The organism is Streptomyces curacoi (assembly GCF_001513975.1).
Classification (GTDB): domain Bacteria; phylum Actinomycetota; class Actinomycetes; order Streptomycetales; family Streptomycetaceae; genus Streptomyces; species Streptomyces curacoi.
The window spans coordinates 745,740-764,153 of the sequence record NZ_KQ947985.1; the positions used below are offsets into that span (position 1 = coordinate 745,740).

Consider the following 18,414-nt stretch of genomic DNA (forward strand, 5'->3'; position numbering starts at 1 on the left):
GTGAGCCCTTGGCGCAACTCCGGCCGGAGCACTACCCTGAACCCGAACCCAAATCTGATGGACCGTCAGATACTGCGACTCAGCGCTTCAAGGCACCGGCAGGCAGCAGCGCAGCAGCCAGGAGGTAGGCGTGGCCAGTACCGAGAGCGGCATCAAGGACCTGCCCAAGGTCATCAGCGTGGACGATCACGTGATCGAGCCCGCGCACCTCTTCGAGACCTGGCTCCCGGCCAAGTACCGGGACCGGGGCCCGAAGCCCCTCACCGCCGGGATCGGTGAACTGGAGTACGTCGGCGGGAGGTACCGCTTCACCACGGACCCGGAGGGCCAGCTCACCGACTGGTGGGAGTACGAGGGCGACCTCTTCCCGTACAAGCGCATCATCGCGGCCGTCGGCTTCTCCCGGGACGAGATGACGCTCGACGGCATCACCCGCGAGCAGATGCGGCGCGGCTGCTGGGACCCGAAGGCCCGGCTGGCGGACATGGACATCAACCATGTCGAGGCCTCGCTCTGCTTCCCGACCTTCCCGCGCTTCTGCGGCCAGACCTTCGCGGAGGCCAAGGACAAGGAGGTCGGGCTGGCCTGTGTGCGCGCCTACAACGACTGGATGGTCGAGGAGTGGTGCGGCGACAGCGGCGGCCGGCTGATCCCGCTGTGCCTCATCCCGCTGTGGGACATCGACCTCGCGGTCGCGGAGATCCACCGCAACGCGGCGCGCGGGGTGCGCGCGGTGACGTTCAGCGAGATCCCGACGTATCTGGGGCTGCCGTCGATCCACTCCGGCTACTGGGACCCGTTCTTCGCGGCCTGCGAGGAGACCGGCACGGTCGTCAACATGCACATCGGGTCCTCCTCCCAGATGCCGGCCGCGTCCCCCGACGCCCCGCCCGCCGTCCAGGCCTCGCTCAGCTTCAACAACGCCATGGCGTCGATGATGGACTTCCTCTTCTCCGGGGTCCTGGTGAAGTTCCCGCGCCTGAAACTCGCCTACAGCGAGGGCCAGATGGGCTGGATCCCGTACGCCCTGGAGCGCGCGGACGACGTCTGGGAGGAGCACCGGGCCTGGGGCGGGGTGAAGGACCTGATCCCTGAGCCGCCGTCGACGTACTACTACCGGCAGATCTTCTGCTGCTTCTTCCGCGACAAGCACGGTATCGAGGCGATCGAGACGGTCGGCGTCGACAACGCGACCTTCGAGACGGACTATCCGCACGTCGACTCCACATGGCCGGAGACCAGGCGGGTCGCCGAGGAGCACGTCGGGGGACTCTCCGACGAGGTGGCCTACAAGCTGCTGCGCGGGAACGCGATCCGGATGCTTGAACTCCCCTTTGATCAGGAGGGTTGAGCGGGCTCACCGGCTGGGCAGTCCAGTCATGAAGGTCCATGGCGGGAGTGCGTGCGACGGGAGCGCGGATGAGGGTGTCGATCGACCAGAACCTGTGTTACGGCTCCGCCGAGTGTGTCCACCGCGCCCCGTCGGTCTTCGAGTTCGTGGACGACTTCGGCGTCGTGCGACCGGGACGGGAGGACAGCGGCGACGACCCAGAGGTGCGGGAGGCCGTCGAGAAGTGCCCGTCCCAGGCCATCACCCTCACCGAGTAGCGGTCACCGGCCGGACGGATACCGCCACCCGAAGGCGGCCAGCGCACGCGCCCTCGCCTCCACCACAGCCATCCGCGCGGCCCGCTCCACCGGGTCGACATGGGCCGGCTGACCCGTCACCTGCCCCTCCCACTTCCGGTAGTAGAGCCCCACCTCCGCCGAGAACCAGCCCCGGCTCACGGAGTTGAGCGCGAGCAGCAGGCCCGTGTCCTCGGACGCCGGGAGCGCCATCCAGCCGCCGAGGGCGTGCAGCAGCTCCCGGCGGACGCAGAGGGTCGCCGGGTGGACCTGGGCGCGGAAGTCGTTCGCCGCCCAGAAGTCGAGGACGGCACCCCGCTCGATCGGCCCGTCGTCGGGGTCGCCGGGGAACCCGGCCGTGGAGCCGTCCGGCAGGAGGTCCAGGACCCGGGAGGTCGTCCAGCCGATGGTGCGGTCGGCTTCCAGAACGGCCAGGTCACGGGCGAGCGCCCCCGGGGTGAGCTGGTCGTCGGCATCGAGGATCTTCACGTACTCGCCCTCGGCGTGCGCGAGCGCGATGGTGCGGGCCACGCCCGGGCCACCTGGGCGGCCCTGACCGAAGGTCACGCGCGCGTCGTCGGGGACGTAGGGGGCGACCTCGTCCGTCCTGCCGTCCTCCTGGATCACCCAGTGCCACTCCCAGCCCGCCGGCAACTCCTGTGCGCGCAGCGACTTGTGGGCCTGGGGCAGGAAGGCCGCCGAAGGGCCGTGGACAGCGGTGACGACGAGGACGCGCCGGGGCACGGCGGCACTCACCACCTTTCCAGTGACGTGGTGAAGAGCAGTTCCGTACGGTCGCCGGGCAGCGTGACCTCGCAGATCTCCACGGCGCGGTCGGTGATGTCGTACGACGTCTTGCGCAGCAGGATCACCGACGCTCCCGGCGGCAGGTCCAGCTCCCGCGTCTCCTCGGGCGTCGGCGGCCGTGCGGTGATCCGCTCCTCGACCCGGTCCACCTCGATGCCGACCGTGTAGAGCTGGTTCTGGGTGCCGCCCGGCCAGGGCTCCCGGCTGTCGTCCAGGAGTTCGGGGTTCGCGGCGATCATGTAGCGGACCAGGTAGGACGTCACGAGGCTGAACGGGGCGCTCTCGGTGGAGCAGCGCGTCCGGTAGGTGCGCTCCAGCAGCGGGGTCCCGTCCGGCACGCGGAAGCGGGCCGCGAGCTCCGGGGGCGCGGCGACCTCGCGATAGCGCGCGTGGAAGACGAGGTCCCGCGGCTCCAGGCCGGTCTCGTGCTCCGTGGCCCCGGTCGCGGCCCGGGTCGCGAGCGGGCGGCGCGCCCGGTCCTTCTCCCACTGGTGCCGGTGGTTGTCGCGGACCATCGGGGTGCGGGGGCGGCGCAAATCGTCCGCGATCACTTCGTACGCCTTCGGCACTGGCGGTCACCGGTCCGTCGTCCGGGGTCAGACACGATCAGCGTACGACTCCTCAAGGGGATCTGCCGGTTCGTGCCCCCACCGGAGGGCCGCCCCGGACATGCGAACGCCCGATCGCTGGCGACGGGGGATGCACCAGCGATCGGGCTGTGCCCACAGTAACAAGGCTGCCTGCCTGGCGGGAGCCGCCTCATCGGCTGCGGGGACGGGTTGTGATCGGGATCACGGAAACCGCTGTCCGCCGAGCCCCCGTCATATCACTTGCGTCTCCGCTCCGTCACTGAGCGCAGGGAGCCCCTGTCGCGCCCCCGGCCACCGCTCGCGCACCGGGCTACTGCCCGCACGGCGGCTCGTACGAAAGCCGGGGCAGATACTCGTGCCACTTCTCCCGCGTCAGGACGCCCCGCGTGGTCGAGCAGACGCGGCGGATGGCCTCCTCGACGTCCAGGTTCCACAGCCGGACCGTGTCGGTGCCGCTGGAGACGCCGAGCATGTGGCCGACGGGGCTGAACGACAGGAAGTTGCCCGTCGTGGCGTTGGGGCTCATCGCCTGGCCGATGGGCGAGGCGTCGGAGGGGCGGGTGACGTTCCACAGCCGGACGGTGTTGTCGTTGCCACCGCTGGCCAGATAGTGCCCGTCCGCGCCGAACGTCAGTGACACGACCGCCTCGGTGTGGCCGGTGAGGGGAGAGCCCAGCGGGGTCGCCCGGCCGGGGTCGGTGACGTCCCACAGCCGTACGGTGTCGTCGTCGCTGCCGCTGGTCAGCGTATGGCCGTCCGGGCTGTACTCCAGCGCGTTGACGGGGCCGGTGTGACCGGTGAGCGCGCCGAGCCGGGTGGCGCGGCGCCGGTCGGTCACGTTCCACAGCCGGATCGTGCTGTCCGCGCTGCCGCTGGCGAGTGTGCGGCCGTCCGGGCTGAACGCCAGGGAGTTGATGTAACCGGCGTGCCCGGTGATCGGTGCGCCGAGCGGGACGACATGGGCGGGGTCGCCGACGTTCCAGAGCTGGATGGTGCGGTCGTCGTAGGCGGTGGCCAGGGTGCGCCCGTCCGGGCTGAACGCCAGCGCGTCGGGTCCCATGAACCGGGTGCGCAGGGTGAGGGGCGCCCCGAGGGCGACCGGCCGGGCCGGGTCGCGGACGTCCCACAGGTACACCGCGCGGCTGCCGGTCAGCACCGCGAGGGTACGGCCATCGGGCGAGAACAGCAGAGAGCGCTCGCCACCGTCGCCGGGCATGAACGGTTCGTTCAGCAGCACGGGCCGGGCGGGCTCCGCCACGTTCCACAGCCGCACGCTCCCGTCGCGCGCGGCCGTGGCCAGCACCCGCCCGTCCGGCCGGAACGCCCCGCTGCGGCCGATCATGTCCGACGTCGGGATCGACCACAGCCGGACCTTGCTGTCGCCGCTGCCGGTGGCGAGCGTACGGCCGTCGGGGCTGAACCCCAGCGCGTACATCTCCCCGCTGGCGCCCGCGAGCGGCTCGCCGACCTGCGAGGGATACGCCGGATCGCTGACGTTCCACAGGCTCGCGGTGCTGTCCGCGCTGGCGGCGGCGAGCATGTTGCCGTCCGGGTTGAAGGCCACCGACCAGATGGGGCCGGTGTGCCCCGTGAGCGGTGCGCCGAGGGAGGTGGCGTGGCGCGGGTCGGAGACGTTCCACAGCCGGATGCTGTCGTCCGCGCTGCCGCTGGCGAGGGTGCGGCCGTCCGGGCTGAAGGCCACGGAGTGCACCAGGTCGGTGTGCCCGGTCAGCGTGGCCAGTGCCTTCGGCCGGCCCGGTGCGGTCACGTTCCACAGCCGGATGGTGTCGTCGTCGCCCCCGGCCGCCAGCGTGCGCCCGTCCGGGCTGAACGCCACCGACCGCACGGCGGCCTTGGCACCGGTCAGCGTGGCGAGCGCCTTCGGCCGCTCGGGATCGGCCACGTCCCACAGCCGTACGGTCCGGTCCTCGCTGACGGAGGCGAGCGTACGGCCGTCCGGGCTGAAGGCGACCAGGTAGATCGTGCCCTCGTGCCCGGTCAGGGGCGCCCCGAGCGGACGCGGCCGGCTCGGGTGCCGTACGTCCCACAGCCGGACCGTGCCGTCGTCCGCGGCGCTGGCCAGGGTGCGGCCGTCCGGGCTGAAGACCGCGCTGCTCACCCAGCTCGTGTGACCGGACAGGGGCTTGCCCAAGGGCCTGGGCCGCTCGGGGTCGGCCACGTCCCACAGGCGTACGGTCCGGTCGTAGCTGGCGGTGGCCAGGAGCCGTCCGTTCGGGCTGAAGGTGGTGAGGTAGACGGCGCCGGTGTGGCCGAGCAGGGGGGTGGCCAGCGGGGCGTTCACGATCGAGATCAGCCGGCTGTTGGTGTCCTCGTCGTCCGGGCGCAGCCGGTGCGCCACCAGGTCGAGCTGGGCGGACAGCGACGGGTCGCTGTACTGGAAGCGGTCGGCCTCGGCGAGCACCTGCGCGAACACGGCGTCGTCCCGCTGCTGCCAGGCCACCACCGCCGAACCCACGGCCAGCAACGCCAGCGCGACCAGCGCCGCCACCGCACCCCGGCTGATCCAGACCGTGCGCCGGCGCAGCCGCACCGAGGCGGCGAGGAACTGCACCGCGCTGCGGGTCAGCGCCGTGTCCCCGACGGACCGCGCCCAGCTGTGGGCCTGCTCCAGCCGGGAGCCCCGGTACAGCAGCGACGAGTCCCGGCCTGACCCCTCCCAGGCCCGGCCGTCCTCCTCCAGCCGCTGGCGCAGCAGATGGCCCTGCCGGTCGTCGTCGATCCAGTCCCGCAGCCGGGGCCAGGCATGCAGCAGCGCCTCGTGCGTGATCTCCACGGTCTCCGAGTCCAGCGTCACCAGCCGGGCCCGCACCAGCGCCTCCAGCGACTCCTCCGTCTTGCCGGGGTCCGTCGACTCCGCCGCCAGCTGCCGCCGCGTCCCGCGCCGCCGGGTCGCCTGCGTGTCCTCGCCCAGCCGGACCAGCCTGAGCAGCAGCAGTCGCGCGGCCGTACGCGCCGCCGGATCCAGGCCGGACCAGGCCCGCTCGGCGGTGGCCGCCACGGCGCCCTGAATCCCGCCGGCCGCCCGGTACCCCGCCACCGTCAGCCGCCCCGCCTTGCGCCGCTGCCAGGTGGCGAGCAGCGCGTGCGACAGCAGCGGCAGCGCCCCCGCGTCATGCGTCCCGCGGGGCCCGTCCGCGCTCACCTCCCGCACGATCAGCTCCGCCAGCCCCGGCTCCAGCTCCAGCCCCACGGCCTTGGCCGGCCCGGTCACCGCCTCCCGCAGCTCCGAGGTCGTCAACGGCCCGAGCACCATGTGCCGGTGCTGCAGCGCGTCGGCCAGCTCCGGGTGGGCCAGGCACTGCTCGTAGAAGTCGGCGCGGATACCGAGGACGACGACCGCGGGGGCCGGGGCGCCGGGCTCGGGGGGTGTGCAGGCGGCGTGGAGGAGCTGGACGAAGGTACGGCGGTCCGCTTCGTCGGGGCAGAGGGTGAAGGTCTCCTCGAACTGGTCGACGATCAGGACGGGAGGGGCGGTGGTGGTGGGAGGGGCGGTGGTGGACGGAGGGGCGGTGGTGGATGGAGGGGCGCCGGTGAATGGAGGGGCGGGGGCGACGGAGGACGCTTCGCGTTCGGCCCAGGCGCGGAAGGCGTGGCGTGCGCCGTGCCCGAAGCCTGCGCCGCCCGCCGCTGTCTGCTCGTCCGCCGCCTCTTGAGCCGCCTCTTCCGGAGTCCCTCCCGAGCCCTCCGGCTCTCCTTCCGGCTCTCCTTCCGACTCTCCTGAGGAAGAGACGAGGTCCGCGAGTTCCGGAATGCTGCGGGTCAGCTCGCCGAGCGGATCGCTGCCCGGCACGAGCTGTACGACCGCACTCGCGTGGCCGCTTTCGCCCCCCAGGGCGCCGTTGCGCAGGGCGGGCACGAGACCGGCGTTCAACAGGGAGGACTTCCCGGCCCCCGACGCACCCACGAGCATGACCAGGCCCCCGGTCTTCGCCGCCGCGCGAAGCTGGGCGACGAGGGCGTCGGTACTCCGCTCCCGGCCGAAGAACCACCGGGCGTCCTGCTGCCGGTACGAGGCCAGCCCCCGATACGGACACACCCCGCCGGACATCGCGGGGGCCTCGACCGGAGCCTGCTCCTCCTCTTCCCCGGCCGTCGCCCGCTCCCACAGCCGCTGCCAGTGGCCGACGTCGTACAGCCCAGCGGACACCGGGGTGGGCCGCGCGCGCCGTGCCTGGGGGATGAGGACGTGCAGTACGGCGGACAGGGCGGCGAACTGGGCTGGCACGTTCTTCGCCCGCCGCCAGTCACTGATCCGCTGAGCGGACACGCGTACGGGGCGCCCGCGCTCATCGACCCGCTGAAGCCGGACGACCGCGTCGGCGACGCTCTTGAGCGGAGGGTTGCCGGCCTCCTTGTAGAGCAGCGCGAGCCGTTCCGCGAAGGCTGTGCGTGCCCCCGAGTCGGAACTCAAGCCTCCACTCCCTTACTCCCCCCGCCGCCAGGACGTCCGGACCGGAAAACTCACTTTATATGGCTGACCTGCGGTAAAGGCGCCGTCCGCAGACCGGAAGCTCCTCGCCGGCGCGCTGCGACTGGCAGGATCACGACGCAAATGCGCAGCCCTCGCGCGTCGCCCAGGCAGGCCACCAGCCAAGAGCTCGGAGAGACCACTCATGGCGCCGCATGTTCTCGGTCACCGTTCGCAGGATCCAAATCCGCAGGATCAACGTCCGCGGGATCAACATCCACTGGTTCTACGTCCGCAGGATCAACATTCGCTGGTTCTACGTCCGCAGGAGCTATGAGCACCTAGCGCCGCTCTCGCCCTGGCTCCGGCCTCGGCCCTCGACTCGCTCGATCCTCACTGACCCGCCGCCCCACCACAACGGCACGTCACGGATCGACCCCGCCCCCGCCGTCCGGCACCGGTCCCCACGAGGGGAGGGACCGGTGCCGGACGGCGCGGTATTCACCCGTATTCACCCGTATTCACCCGGCCCGTCGGCAGGGTTTGTGGAGGTCCACCCGGCAAGCGTTTGTGCGGGTCCGCCACCAGGAAAGATGACTGTGGGGCCTGCAGTGGGGCGCGAGTTCCGGGCTGTGCGCGGAACCAGCGGTACGCCCTCGCCTCCCAGAAGTGTCGTACGCCGACGGACTGCCGGACTGCTGTACTGCCGGCCTGCCGCGGCTGTTCTCACCGCCCTTTTCGTGCACGACGCCTGCCCAAGAGGACCACCCATGGCGCCGGCCGCCCACCGTCTCATCCCGTTCCGGGACGGCGACAGGGTTTCCGGGAAGGAGGAGCCATGCCCCAGTCCGACGATGAACGTCTGGTCGCTCTCGAAGCACGTATGAGGCGTGATGACCCCCGCTTCGCCCGGGCACTCGGCGCAGGACGCCCCGCCCGGCCCAGGGAGTACCGGCGCAGCGGCGTCTGGTGCATGCTGGCGGTCGCCGTGGCCGTGCTGGTCACCGGCATCGTTCTCGCCGACGGACTGCTCATCGCCACGGGCCTGGTCCTCGCCGGTATCGCCGTGGAACTGTGCGACCCGCATCGCGTGCGGAGGGCTGGGCGCCGCGGACCTCCCTTACCCTGACGCCCCGAGGGCGGCGGCTGAGTGCCTGTCAGGAGAGCGGGCCGAGCCGCCGGTACGGCCGGTACGGCCCTGTCGCTCGGGCGACGATGGAACGACTGTGCGCCCGCTTCGTATCGATACGTCAATTTCCGTATGATTTTCGGCCTTTGGGGTGCGCTAGAATTCTTTACCGAGCCCTTACGCTCTACTGAGCGAGGGTTCGCTCAGTCGTTGGGGTGGTGGTCGCTGAATTTCGGGCCGTACGGGATGGGGGCGTGACATGGGTCGAGTCATCCGCGTACGCAACAGCATCCCCGCGCGCGTCGAGAACGCCGCCCGCGACGGCGTCCCTGATACCGACAGCGCCACCGGCTCGAACGGCCGTTCGGCGCGCTGACGTAGCGCCCCGCCCGAGGGGACAAGAGGCCACGGCACGGTCGGCTGTATGCCGCCGCGCGGTCGGGGTCTCTGGCCGGCGGGACCTCTCGGCCGGCCGCAGGTCACGCCGCGGTCCGGATCTCCGGATCTCCGGATCTCCGGCCCGCCAGCCGGCCGGCCCGAGCCCGCTACCCGTACACGGCCTCGCCTCGCTTCTCGCTGAGCGTGCCGTGCGTGCCGCGCCGCTCAGCCCCGCACACGATGCTCAGCGCCCCCGCCCGGGACACGGCACGAAGCCGACCGGCCCGAGCGATCACCCGTTTCAGCGACAGCACCCAAGGCCGTCCCGTCCGGAGCTCAAGCCCGACCGCCGGCACCCGCCAAGGCACAGACGCCGCCACCGAACCGATCCACGGAGGTCAGACGCCCGTGCACGACACCACCGCCATGCTCATCGAGCTCGGGGCGATCATCCTCGCCCTCGGGTTGCTGGGGCGCCTCGCCGGACGGGTGGGCTTCTCACCCATACCCCTGTACCTGCTCGCCGGGCTGGCCTTCGGCCAGGGCGGCATCCTGCCCCTGCAGGCCAGTGAGGAGTTCGTCGCCACCGGGGCCGAGATCGGCGTCATACTCCTGTTGCTCCTGCTCGGGCTGGAGTACAGCGCCTCCGAGCTCGTCACCACTCTCAAGACCCAGTACCCCTCCGGCGCGGTCGACTTCGTCCTCAACGCCGCGCCCGGCGCCGCCATGGCCCTGCTGCTCGGCTGGGGCCCGGTGGCCGCCGTCGCACTGGCCGGTGTCACCTGGATCTCCTCCTCCGGCGTCATCGCCAAGGTGCTCGGCGACCTGCGCCGGCTCGGCAACCGGGAGACGCCGGTCGTGCTCGGCGTGCTGGTCCTGGAGGACCTCGCCATGGCCGTCTACCTGCCGATCCTCACCGCCCTGCTGGCCGGGGTGAGCCTGGCCGGCGGCGCGGTCACCCTGGTGATCGCGCTGGGCACCGTCGGCGCCGTGCTGTATGTGGCGCTGCGCCACGGCCGCCTGGTCAGCCGTGCGGTCTCCTCGGACAGCGCGGAGATGCTGCTGTTGGTCGTCTTCGGCCTCACCCTGCTCGTCGCGGGCATCGCCCAGCAGCTCCAGGTGTCGGCGGCGGTCGGCGCGTTCCTGGTCGGCATCGCCCTGTCCGGCGAGGTCGCCGAGGGCGCCGGAAACCTCCTCACCCCGCTGCGGGACCTGTTCGCCGCGGTGTTCTTCGTCTTCTTCGGCCTGCACACCGACCCCGCGGACATCCCGCCCGTACTGGCGCCCGCTCTCGCGCTGGCCGCCGTCACCGTCCTGACGAAGATCGCCACCGGCTACTGGGCGGCCCGTCGGGCCGGGATCTCGGTCAAGGGCCGCTGGCGCGCGGGCGGAACCCTGGTGGCGCGGGGCGAGTTCTCCATCGTCATCGCCGGACTCGCGGTCGGCGTCGAACCTCGCATCGGCCCCCTGGCCACCGCCTACGTGCTGATCCTGGTCGTCCTCGGCCCGCTCGCCGCCCGCTGGACCGAGCCCCTGGCCCGCCGCCTCACCCGCCGCCGCGCACACGAGTCGACGGCCCCGACGGCGGTGACCGAGCCGGCCGAGGCCGCCCATGCGAACAGCTGAGCACGGCGGGACCGGTCAGGCGGGCGCGGCATCGGACGTATCCGGGCCGCCGGTGGGACGGCGCCGGAACGCGGGGCCGACGGCGACGGCCGTTCGGAAGAGGGGGACTTGACCACCGCAACGCCCCCGAGGTGTTCCTCGACGGTGTCGAACAGATCCTGGCCACCGCCACCGCCACCGCCACCGCCACTGCCACGACCCCCACCATCGGCGCCCGCCTGCTCAAGTGGCCCGCCAGACCCCTGTTCTGCCCGCCAGACAGACGGTCGGAGCGGGGACCAGCGGCACCCGTCCCGCGGCACCCGCCCCGGCACCCGTCCCGCTTCGCCGACGCGCCCCCGGCCGCCGGCATCGGTCATGACCGCCCGAGCGCGTCGCGATCGTCCAGCGCGTCCTGGGGCTCCGAGCCCCGACTCCCGGCCGGCACCGGGGCCGCGGCCTGCGCGGTCTTCCGCACGCCGCCGCCCGTGAGACGCATGGCCACGGGCTCGGTCCAGCGGGCGGTGAGTGGGCCGAGGATGACCAGGATCAGCACATACGCGGTGGCCAGGGGGCCAAGCGACGGCTCGATTCCGGCGGTCACGGCGAGTCCGGCGATGACGATGGAGAACTCGCCGCGGGCGACCAGGGTTCCACCGGCCCGCCAGCGGCCCTTGGCGGATATGCCTGCTCGCCGGGCGGCCCAGTAGCCGGTGGCGATCTTCGTGCCGGCGGTGACGACCGCCAGGACGAGCGCCGGGAGGAGCACCGGCGGGATGCTGGCCGGGTCGGTGTGCAGGCCGAAGAAGACGAAGAAGACGGCGGCGAACAGGTCCCGCAGCGGAGCGAGCAGATTGTGCGCGCCCTCGGCCACCTCGCCGGAGAGCGCGATGCCGACCAGGAAGGCGCCGACGGCGGCGGAGACCTGGAGCTGCTGGGCGAGTCCGGCGACGAGGAGGGTGAGGCCGAGCACGACCAGCAACAGCTTCTCGGGATCGTCACTGGAGACGAACCGCGAGATGTGGCGGCCGTAACGCACCGCCAGCAGGAGGACCAGCCCGGCGACGCCGAGCGCGACGGCCAGGGTGACACTGCCCGCCGCCAGACCCGTCCCGGCCAGCAAGGCGGTGATGATCGGCAGGTAGACGGCCATGGAGAGGTCCTCCAGGACCAGGATGCTCAGAATGACCGGGGTCTCCCGGTTGCCGAGCCGCCCGAGGTCGCCGAGCACCTTCGCGATGACGCCGGAGGAGGAGATCCAGGTGACCCCGGCGAGTACGACGGCGGCCACCGGACCCCAGCCGAGCAGCAGCGCCATCGCGGCGCCGGGCAGGGCGTTGAGCGCCGCGTCCACCAGTCCGGCCGGGTACTGGGTCTTGAGGTTGGTGACCAGGTCGCTGGCCGTGTACTCCAGGCCGAGCATGAGCAGCAGCAGGATCACGCCGATCTCGGCGCCGATCGCCACGAACTCCTCGCTGGTGCCCAGCGGCAGCAGCCCGCCCTCCCCGAAGGCCAGCCCGGCCAGCAGATACAGGGGGATCGGCGAGAACTGGAAACGTCCGGCGAACCGGCCCAGCAGCCCCAGACCGAGAATGATCGCGCCGAACTCGATCAGGAAGACCGCGGACGAGTGCACCGCGTATCACTCCCGCCCGAGTATCGCGGCAGCCGCCTCGACGCCCTCACGCGTGCCGATCACGATCAGCGTGTCCCCGCCGGCCAGCCGGAAGTCCGGCCCCGGGGAAGGGATCGCCTCGGCCCGGCGCAGTACGGCCACGATGGACACGCCGGTCTCGGTGCGCATCCGCGTGTCGCCGAGCAGCCGCCCGTTCCAGTGCGAGGTGGCCGACAGCTCGACCCGCTCCGCCACGAGTCCCAGTTCGGTCGTCGACAGCAGGTTCGGGCTGTGGTGCGCCGGCATCAGCGCGTCGATGAGCGCCTCCGCCTCCCCCGAGCTGAGCCGCACCGACAGCGCGCAGGCGTCCGGGTCGTCCTCCTGGTAAGCGTTCAGCGTCCGTGACCCGTCCCGGTGGGCCACGACCGACAGACGGCGTTGCTCCCGCGTGGTCAGGTCGTAGCGAACCCCGATCCCCGGCAATGGCGTACTGCTCACACGTGCGGCGCCCACGGTGGTCCCCCTGTCCGACTGTCTGGTTTGGCTGTTTCTCTGGAAAACCGTCGATGCCACCCTAACGAGACCCCCGAAAACCGGCCGCCAGGCCGCAGGGGCACCACAGAGATCAGTGGGACAATCCCCCATCCCTGCTCGGGGCCGGCAGGGGAGGACCGGAAGGAAGCACGCGCGTGATCGAATGGGTGTCCCTCGGCACCGGAGCCAGGCCCGTCCCGCAGCCCATGGCCACACCGCTCGTGTGGGCCGGGGCCTTCGGCGGCGCGCTGGGACTGGTGGCACTCATCAACGCCGTCGCGGGCACGGGCCGCCCCTCACTCGCCCTGACCGCGCTGTCCCTGCTGGCCGCCCTCCTGGGCCTGTGCGCACGCTTCAGCGCCGCCCCCGGCACGGCCGTACTCTGCTGGCTGTTCCTCAACGGTTTCGCCATCCCACCCGCAGGCACCCTCACCTGGACCGGCCCCCGCGACACCTTCTGGCTCGCCTGCCTGCTCACCGCCGCCCTCATCGGCACGGCACTGGCCCGCGTCGTCCACGCTCGCGCCGCTTACCGACGTATGAGCACGGGCCTCACCACCAGCACGACAGAACCAGCCGACGACATCCGGGCCCCCTGACAACCTGACAACTCACGACGACCATGTGACGTGAATTCCTCACCTCAGGGGCTTCGCGCTCAAGGAGTTCAGCAGAGCCGCGCCCCGTTCGGCGTCGTCCACACTTACGGCGAAGTCCTTGCCCTTGGCACGGACCACGAGGATCAGCGCCGGAAGCGGATCGACCAGACCTCCTACGGCGGCCACGGCGGCGGCGAGAGCCACGAACCCCGTGACGCCGGAGGCCATATGAAGCCACGGGTTGGATGTACGGGAGAGCCACACCAGCCGCTGGCCGTCAGGGATGTCCATGCTCGCCGCCGGCCTGGCCCCCCACCTGTTCTGACTCAACCCGGCGCAGTGACCGGACGGGAGTCCGCCGGATCCAGGTCATTCCTCTGGCACTCCGAGATCGCCGTGACGATGGAGGTCCACACCCACGTGCATTCGGCGGATCCTCGGAAGGCACTCCGAAAGCACTCCGAAAGCTGGGCAACGCCTTGGGCGGCAGCATTCCTGCCACTCCACTGCGTACAGACGCTCAGAGGCCCATTCACGATCACGCGAATGGGCCTCTGAGCTGTGTCGGGGGGCGGGACATGAACCCACGACCTTTCATCCCGAACGGAGGTCGCAGAGGTCCGGTGCCTGCCGGTATTTCGTTTATCCAGCAGCAAGTTTGCGTGTACCGGGCCTTATCTGGTGTTGGGTGGCTTCGGCCACTCCTCGCCCTTTGCAGCGGCCTGCAGGACATCCCCCAGCCGCAACCATGCGGTCGGACCGGAGTAGGACGCCGGGCTGGTGGCAAAGCGGGACCACGCATCGTCGTCGTTGCTGAGCGCGATGAGGACGGTTGAGGCGACGGTGGTGTGGGCGGTTCCGTGGCGGGCTCCTCCGACCGTGAGGGCGCTCCACGCCGGCAGGGCCCGTACAAGCTCCGGCGTGCAGTTCGGGAGTGCCAGAACCTCTCGTGTCCAGGTCTCCCTCAGGTTGGGGCCGCCGCCTAGTCGCCGACGGAGGTCCATCGTGATCTGGAGCAGGGCCGCTTCCGGCGCGGAATGACGTGCCAGGACATCGGAGAAGGAGAGCCCCGACCGGTACGAGCGCCAGGCGAAAGAGAGCAGCGTCTTCTCGACGAGATCGTCGTCGGCATGGCGATTCAAGTAGTCGCGTAGGGCCTCGTCGGGAGCGTTGGCCAGATCCCGTACGGTGACCTGCTTGGGGTCTCCGAGTGCTGACTCGCGGGACGCCGTGGAGGGATCCGCCAAGATCCGCTCGACGGCGGCGCGCAGCTCGGCCAGCCGCTTGTCGTTCTGCTGTGTGCGGAAGTCTGCGTAGTCCCATCGGCTACGAGTGCGCGGCCGGACGTGCCGGACGACGGCCCTCGCCTTCTCCTTCACCTCGTCCGTCAGGTGCGGGAGGTGTAGAAGCATGGCGTGGACCCACTGCAGTTGTCGGGGGCCCGGATCGCCGCCGGGCTCCGGGTCGAGCTCCCACAGGCGCAGAGCCTTGATCGCCGTGTCCGCGAAGCGTTGACCGAGCCTGACGAGAAGTTCTTCCGACGCGAGCCACGTATGTGGTTCCCCGTAGCGGGTCTTCGCCTGTGAGGCATCCTCACTCCTGCCGGGCTCCGCATGCTGGACTTCGGGCATCGCCTGCGCCACCGACGCCTGAACTCCTGCAGGATGCCCGAGACCCGGGCATCCTGGGTCGCGGCCTCGCCGGGACATTAGCTCTATGGGGAGGAGCGGAACTGATCACGGCGCTGCTTGCGCCTCGCGCAATGCGGCACGTTGTTCGGGGTGCACGTAGACGAGGACGACCGCCTCCTCGATGAGTGAGGCGACATCCCTCACTTCATCGTGGGACCACGAACCGAACCTTCGACTTCTTGCTCCGAAGCGCGGCGGCGAAGGCTTCGCTGTCATCGCCTTGGGGCAGATCCGGGCCCCACTGCTGGTGGAGCACGGAAGTCTTGCGGTACCGCTGGCACGACAGAACGTGTTCCACCACACGCCACATATACGGCTCGGCGGCAGGCGCCACGGAAGCGGCGCTGCCAGCAGTGACGTCGGCGCCACTCCTCCCGGTACCGACTGGCATGTCGATCAGCTCGGGCCAGACCTCGGGCCGGCTCAGGTGGTCGAACGCCACGTTCAGCTTGAAGTTCGGGCACTCACCTGCGGATACGCCTCCCCTGCTGCGTGCGCCGCCCAGTTTCGATGTCACCAACTCGACGTCGTCGCCTCGCTGACGTGGTGCTCGTGGGCGACCGCACATCCCGGCGCGTGAGACGCGCACTGCCAACATGGCTGAGGCCGAGTCGGCGACGCGTTTCACATGATCTACCGTGGGCGGCAAGTAACGCTGTGGGTACGGAAGTTCCGTGACGGATGACGGAGACGGGGGCTGTGGTGCGGACCGAGTTTGTCGACCGCGTGGAGCACATGGACGAGCTGCGCTCGCTGATGGCGGACGTGGCCGAAGGCCGCGACGGCCGGGCGCTTGTGATCGACGGTCCCTCGGGCATGGGGAAGTCGGCGCTGCTGCGGGCGTTCGAGGCGGAGGTCGCAGCCTCTCCAGGGAGTCTTCGATCGATGGACAGCTGTCGCGTCGTGTCCGTGCGGTGCCGCCCGTCGATCGGATCGCAGCTTCACTACGGCGCCATCATCGACGTGCTCCTGCAGCTGGCCGAAGAGCAGGAGATCAGGCAACCTGGCGTCTTCCGCAGGTTCCTGGGCTACACCCGGCAGGGCGTCGTCCGCTCCGCGCCGGAGGTGCTGTCCGCCATGGTGCCCGGACTGGGCGCCCTGTTCACCCTGGGCAAGGAGGTCGCGGAGGCTTCGCTCGCCTCGGGATCGATGCCGTTCGACAGCTTGCTGCCCTTCCAGCAGGGAGCAGCCGCGCAGATCGCGGACGCCGTGCTGGATCTCGTTCGGCAGGGTCCGCCCACGGTCGTCCTCATCGACGACATCCAGTACGGCGATCCGAGCAGCCTGCTGATCCTCGACCGATTGCTGCGCAGGTTGCCCGACGAACCGCTCGGCTTGGTGCTCAGCCACACGACTGACGGGGCGTACGCCGACGGCCCGGGAGCCATGGTCGAGGAGCTGCTGCACGACTGGGCGAAGGACGGCCTGCTGCGCCGGCGGGCGCTGGACGGCCTGCCACGGGAGGCGGTCGCCGAGCTGGTGCGCTCTCGGCACCCGGAGGCTCCCTCAGCCCTGTCGGAGCAGCTGAGCCGGCTGACCGCAGGCCATGCCGTGTTCGTCACGCTCTGCCTGGAGGACTGGCGTCCGGACATGGGCCCAGGCGTCGATCTGCCCGACAGCCTGAAGCGGATCGTGGAGGACCGTCTGCGGCTGCTCACCGAGCACGAACGTGAACTGCTCATGATCGGAGCGACCCAGGGCGAGACGTTCCTGTCCCGTACGGTCGCCGAGGTCAAGGGAGAGCCGCACGACGACGTGATGGAGCGGCTGCGGCTCATCGCCGACCGGCACCGGCTGATCCTGCCGGCACAGCTTCCCGGGTGGGCCCGGGGGGAGGCATCCGACTGCTACCGGTTCGAGCACGCTGCCCTGTGGGGTGTGGCGTACGACCGGCAGACCCCCCAGCAGATGCGGTCCCGGCATGCCCGTATCGCGGCGGCGCTCACGTCCGGTCCGCTGGACGGGATGCCGCTGGAGCGCCGGCTGGAAATCGCCCGCCATCTCCGCAACGGCGGATCCGAGTGCCTCCTCACATCGGCCGAGGCACATTATGGGCTGGCCCGGGACGCCGCGATGGAGGGGCTGTCCTTCGCCGAGGCTGAGCGGCACTGCGAAGAAGTGATCAAGGCGGTCCGCGACCTGCCGGAGCACGAGGAGAGCCGCGACCGGTGGCTCATCCAGGCCGTTGAACTGCTGCTGTCCCTGACCGAGGTGCGTTGGCGAGGCCAGCACCGGCCGGCCGGCGGCCCGGACATCGACGCCCTGGCCGCCGAGGCCGAAGCCGCGGCCAGACGCTGTGGCACCCCGGAACTGGCGATCCGTACGACGCTGCTGCGCGGCAAGACCCTGCTGGCGACCCAGGGCCTGGTGCCTTCCCTGGACAAGCTCCGCTCGGCTGTGGAACTGGCTGAGGAACACGACGATCCGGTCCCGCTCTTCGTGGCCCGGGTGGAGTACGGACGGCAGGTCTCCAAGCGACGGCTGGCCGACGGCCTGGCCCAGCTGCGGGAGGCCGAGCGCCTGTACGCCTCCGATCCACGCCTCGGTGGCACCGGTGATCCGGTTCTCCAGCACGCGCGCAACCTCGGCGAGATGCAGCTCGGCATCACCCTCTACGACAGCGGGCACCTCAGCGAGGCGCTGACCCGGCTGAGCCGCTGCGTCCAGCGGCTGCGCGACGAACCGCTCAAGGCCGAGCTACCGATCGCGCTCAACTACCTGGCACAGGTGCACACGGGCCTCGGCGCCTACGAGGACGCCGAGCAGGTCCTGCGGGAGGCTCTGGACTTCGAGGCCGGCCGCGGAGGCGACAGCGGCTGGCACGCCTACAACAAGGCGCTGCTCGCCCACCTCCTCGTCCAGCGGCCGGAAGGGCGGGACCAGGCCCTGGAACTGATCGCCGACGCATGGGCGGAGACAGAGCGGACCTGGCTGGCCAACCTCGTTCCCATCGTCCGCAACCTGTACGCCGAGATCCTGCTGCTCGCCGCCGGCGGCCCCGGTGAACTCCTGGACCAGGCCGACCGGCTCGCGGTCGCCACCTGCGTCGAGACCCAGCGCAGCGGCATGATCCGCAGTGAGATCGCGGCCCACTCGCTGCGTAGCCGCATCCTGCTCCGGCAAGGCGACACGGTCGCAGCCCAGGATCAGGCCCGCCAGGCTGTTCGCATCCTGGACGAGGTCGGGGACATGCCAGCACTCCGTACGGAGGAGGTGCTGTACCACTCCGCCGTGGTGCTGGCCGCAGGGGGCGTACGGGAGGAAGCGCACGCGCTCCTTGAACGGGCTCGACGCGAGGTCGCTCGCAAGGCGGACCTGGTCACCGACGATCCGCTGCGCGACCGCTTCCTCACGCGAGTCCCGCTCAACAAGTCGATCCGTGAGGGCGAAGGGATCGGTCAATGACCAGGG

General features: G+C 71.0%; 14 protein-coding genes. 6 read left to right on the top strand and 8 right to left on the bottom strand.

Going from position 1 to position 18,414, the window contains the following annotated elements; genetic code table 11:
• Positions 1-130 precede the first annotated feature (130 nt).
• Positions 131-1,351, top strand: a complete 1,221-nt coding sequence (locus AQI70_RS08945; protein ID WP_062146197.1) for an amidohydrolase family protein — start codon at positions 131-133, stop codon at positions 1,349-1,351.
• Between the two features lie 68 nt (positions 1,352-1,419).
• Entirely contained in the window at positions 1,420-1,608 is a 189-nt protein-coding gene (locus AQI70_RS08950) for a ferredoxin (RefSeq protein WP_062146199.1), read from the top strand.
• Between the two features lie 3 nt (positions 1,609-1,611).
• Here the strand turns inward: AQI70_RS08950 and AQI70_RS08955 are convergent, their stop codons facing one another.
• From AQI70_RS08955 to AQI70_RS08965, 3 genes are all read right to left on the bottom strand, one after another.
• Positions 1,612-2,382, bottom strand: coding sequence for a glycosyltransferase family 2 protein (locus tag AQI70_RS08955; RefSeq protein ID WP_208607315.1), 771 nt, complete (start codon positions 2,380-2,382; stop codon positions 1,612-1,614).
• The gene (locus tag AQI70_RS08960) at positions 2,379-2,984 is read right to left on the bottom strand and encodes a UTRA domain-containing protein (RefSeq protein WP_425264608.1); all 606 of its coding nucleotides are present in this window, start codon (positions 2,982-2,984) and stop codon (positions 2,379-2,381) included. Before AQI70_RS08960 ends, AQI70_RS08955 begins: the two co-directional genes overlap by 4 nt.
• A gap of 349 nt (positions 2,985-3,333) precedes the next feature.
• Complete coding sequence (locus AQI70_RS08965; RefSeq protein WP_062146203.1) at positions 3,334-7,455, bottom strand: WD40 repeat domain-containing protein; 4,122 nt, start codon at positions 7,453-7,455, stop codon at positions 3,334-3,336.
• Positions 7,456-8,290: 835 nt separating this feature from the next.
• Here AQI70_RS08965 and AQI70_RS08970 point away from each other — a divergent pair.
• Together AQI70_RS08970 and AQI70_RS08975 are read left to right on the top strand one after the other, a co-directional pair.
• On the top strand, positions 8,291-8,581 hold the full coding sequence (locus tag AQI70_RS08970; protein WP_062146205.1) for a DUF3040 domain-containing protein: 291 nt from the start codon (positions 8,291-8,293) through the stop codon (positions 8,579-8,581).
• A 786-nt stretch (positions 8,582-9,367) separates the two neighbouring features.
• Complete coding sequence (locus AQI70_RS08975) at positions 9,368-10,585, top strand: cation:proton antiporter (RefSeq protein ID WP_062146207.1); 1,218 nt, start codon at positions 9,368-9,370, stop codon at positions 10,583-10,585.
• A gap of 355 nt (positions 10,586-10,940) precedes the next feature.
• Here the strand turns inward: AQI70_RS08975 and AQI70_RS08980 are convergent, their stop codons facing one another.
• Positions 10,941-12,200, bottom strand: a complete 1,260-nt coding sequence (locus AQI70_RS08980) for a cation:proton antiporter (protein ID WP_062146209.1) — start codon at positions 12,198-12,200, stop codon at positions 10,941-10,943.
• Positions 12,201-12,206: 6 nt separating this feature from the next.
• Positions 12,207-12,692: a cation:proton antiporter regulatory subunit gene (locus tag AQI70_RS08985; RefSeq protein WP_107116935.1), complete on the bottom strand. Its 486-nt coding sequence runs from the start codon at positions 12,690-12,692 to the stop codon at positions 12,207-12,209.
• 176 nt (positions 12,693-12,868) lie between these two features.
• Between AQI70_RS08985 and AQI70_RS08990 the strand changes: the two genes are divergently transcribed.
• Positions 12,869-13,312, top strand: a complete 444-nt coding sequence (locus AQI70_RS08990) for a hypothetical protein (RefSeq protein ID WP_062146211.1) — start codon at positions 12,869-12,871, stop codon at positions 13,310-13,312.
• A gap of 39 nt (positions 13,313-13,351) precedes the next feature.
• Here AQI70_RS08990 and AQI70_RS08995 read toward each other — a convergent pair whose 3' ends face one another.
• From AQI70_RS08995 to AQI70_RS39065, 3 genes are all read right to left on the bottom strand, one after another.
• A complete protein-coding gene (locus tag AQI70_RS08995) occupies positions 13,352-13,603 on the bottom strand; it encodes a hypothetical protein (protein WP_062146213.1) in 252 nt (83 codons plus the stop codon).
• Positions 13,604-13,986: 383 nt separating this feature from the next.
• Positions 13,987-14,955, bottom strand: a complete 969-nt coding sequence (locus AQI70_RS09000; RefSeq protein ID WP_062146215.1) for a hypothetical protein — start codon at positions 14,953-14,955, stop codon at positions 13,987-13,989.
• Between the two features lie 193 nt (positions 14,956-15,148).
• Positions 15,149-15,631 carry a hypothetical protein gene (locus AQI70_RS39065; RefSeq protein ID WP_159042638.1) on the bottom strand — a complete coding sequence of 161 codons (483 nt, stop codon included), beginning with the start codon at positions 15,629-15,631 and terminating at the stop codon, positions 15,149-15,151.
• Between the two features lie 74 nt (positions 15,632-15,705).
• On the opposite strand from AQI70_RS39065, the gene AQI70_RS40615 reads away from it, so the two are divergent.
• Positions 15,706-18,408, top strand: a complete 2,703-nt coding sequence (locus tag AQI70_RS40615; protein ID WP_279616748.1) for an AAA family ATPase — start codon at positions 15,706-15,708, stop codon at positions 18,406-18,408.
• Positions 18,409-18,414 lie beyond the last annotated feature (6 nt).

What these genes read in the sequence shown, in the direction of transcription:
- AQI70_RS08995 (WP_062146213.1), bottom strand. Translation starts at nt 13,603, where the DNA reads ATGGACATCCCTGACGGCCAGCGGCTGGTGTGGCTCTCCCGTACATCC.
- AQI70_RS08970 (WP_062146205.1), top strand. Translation starts at nt 8,291, where the DNA reads ATGCCCCAGTCCGACGATGAACGTCTGGTCGCTCTCGAAGCACGTATG.
- AQI70_RS08950 (WP_062146199.1), top strand. Translation starts at nt 1,420, where the DNA reads ATGAGGGTGTCGATCGACCAGAACCTGTGTTACGGCTCCGCCGAGTGT.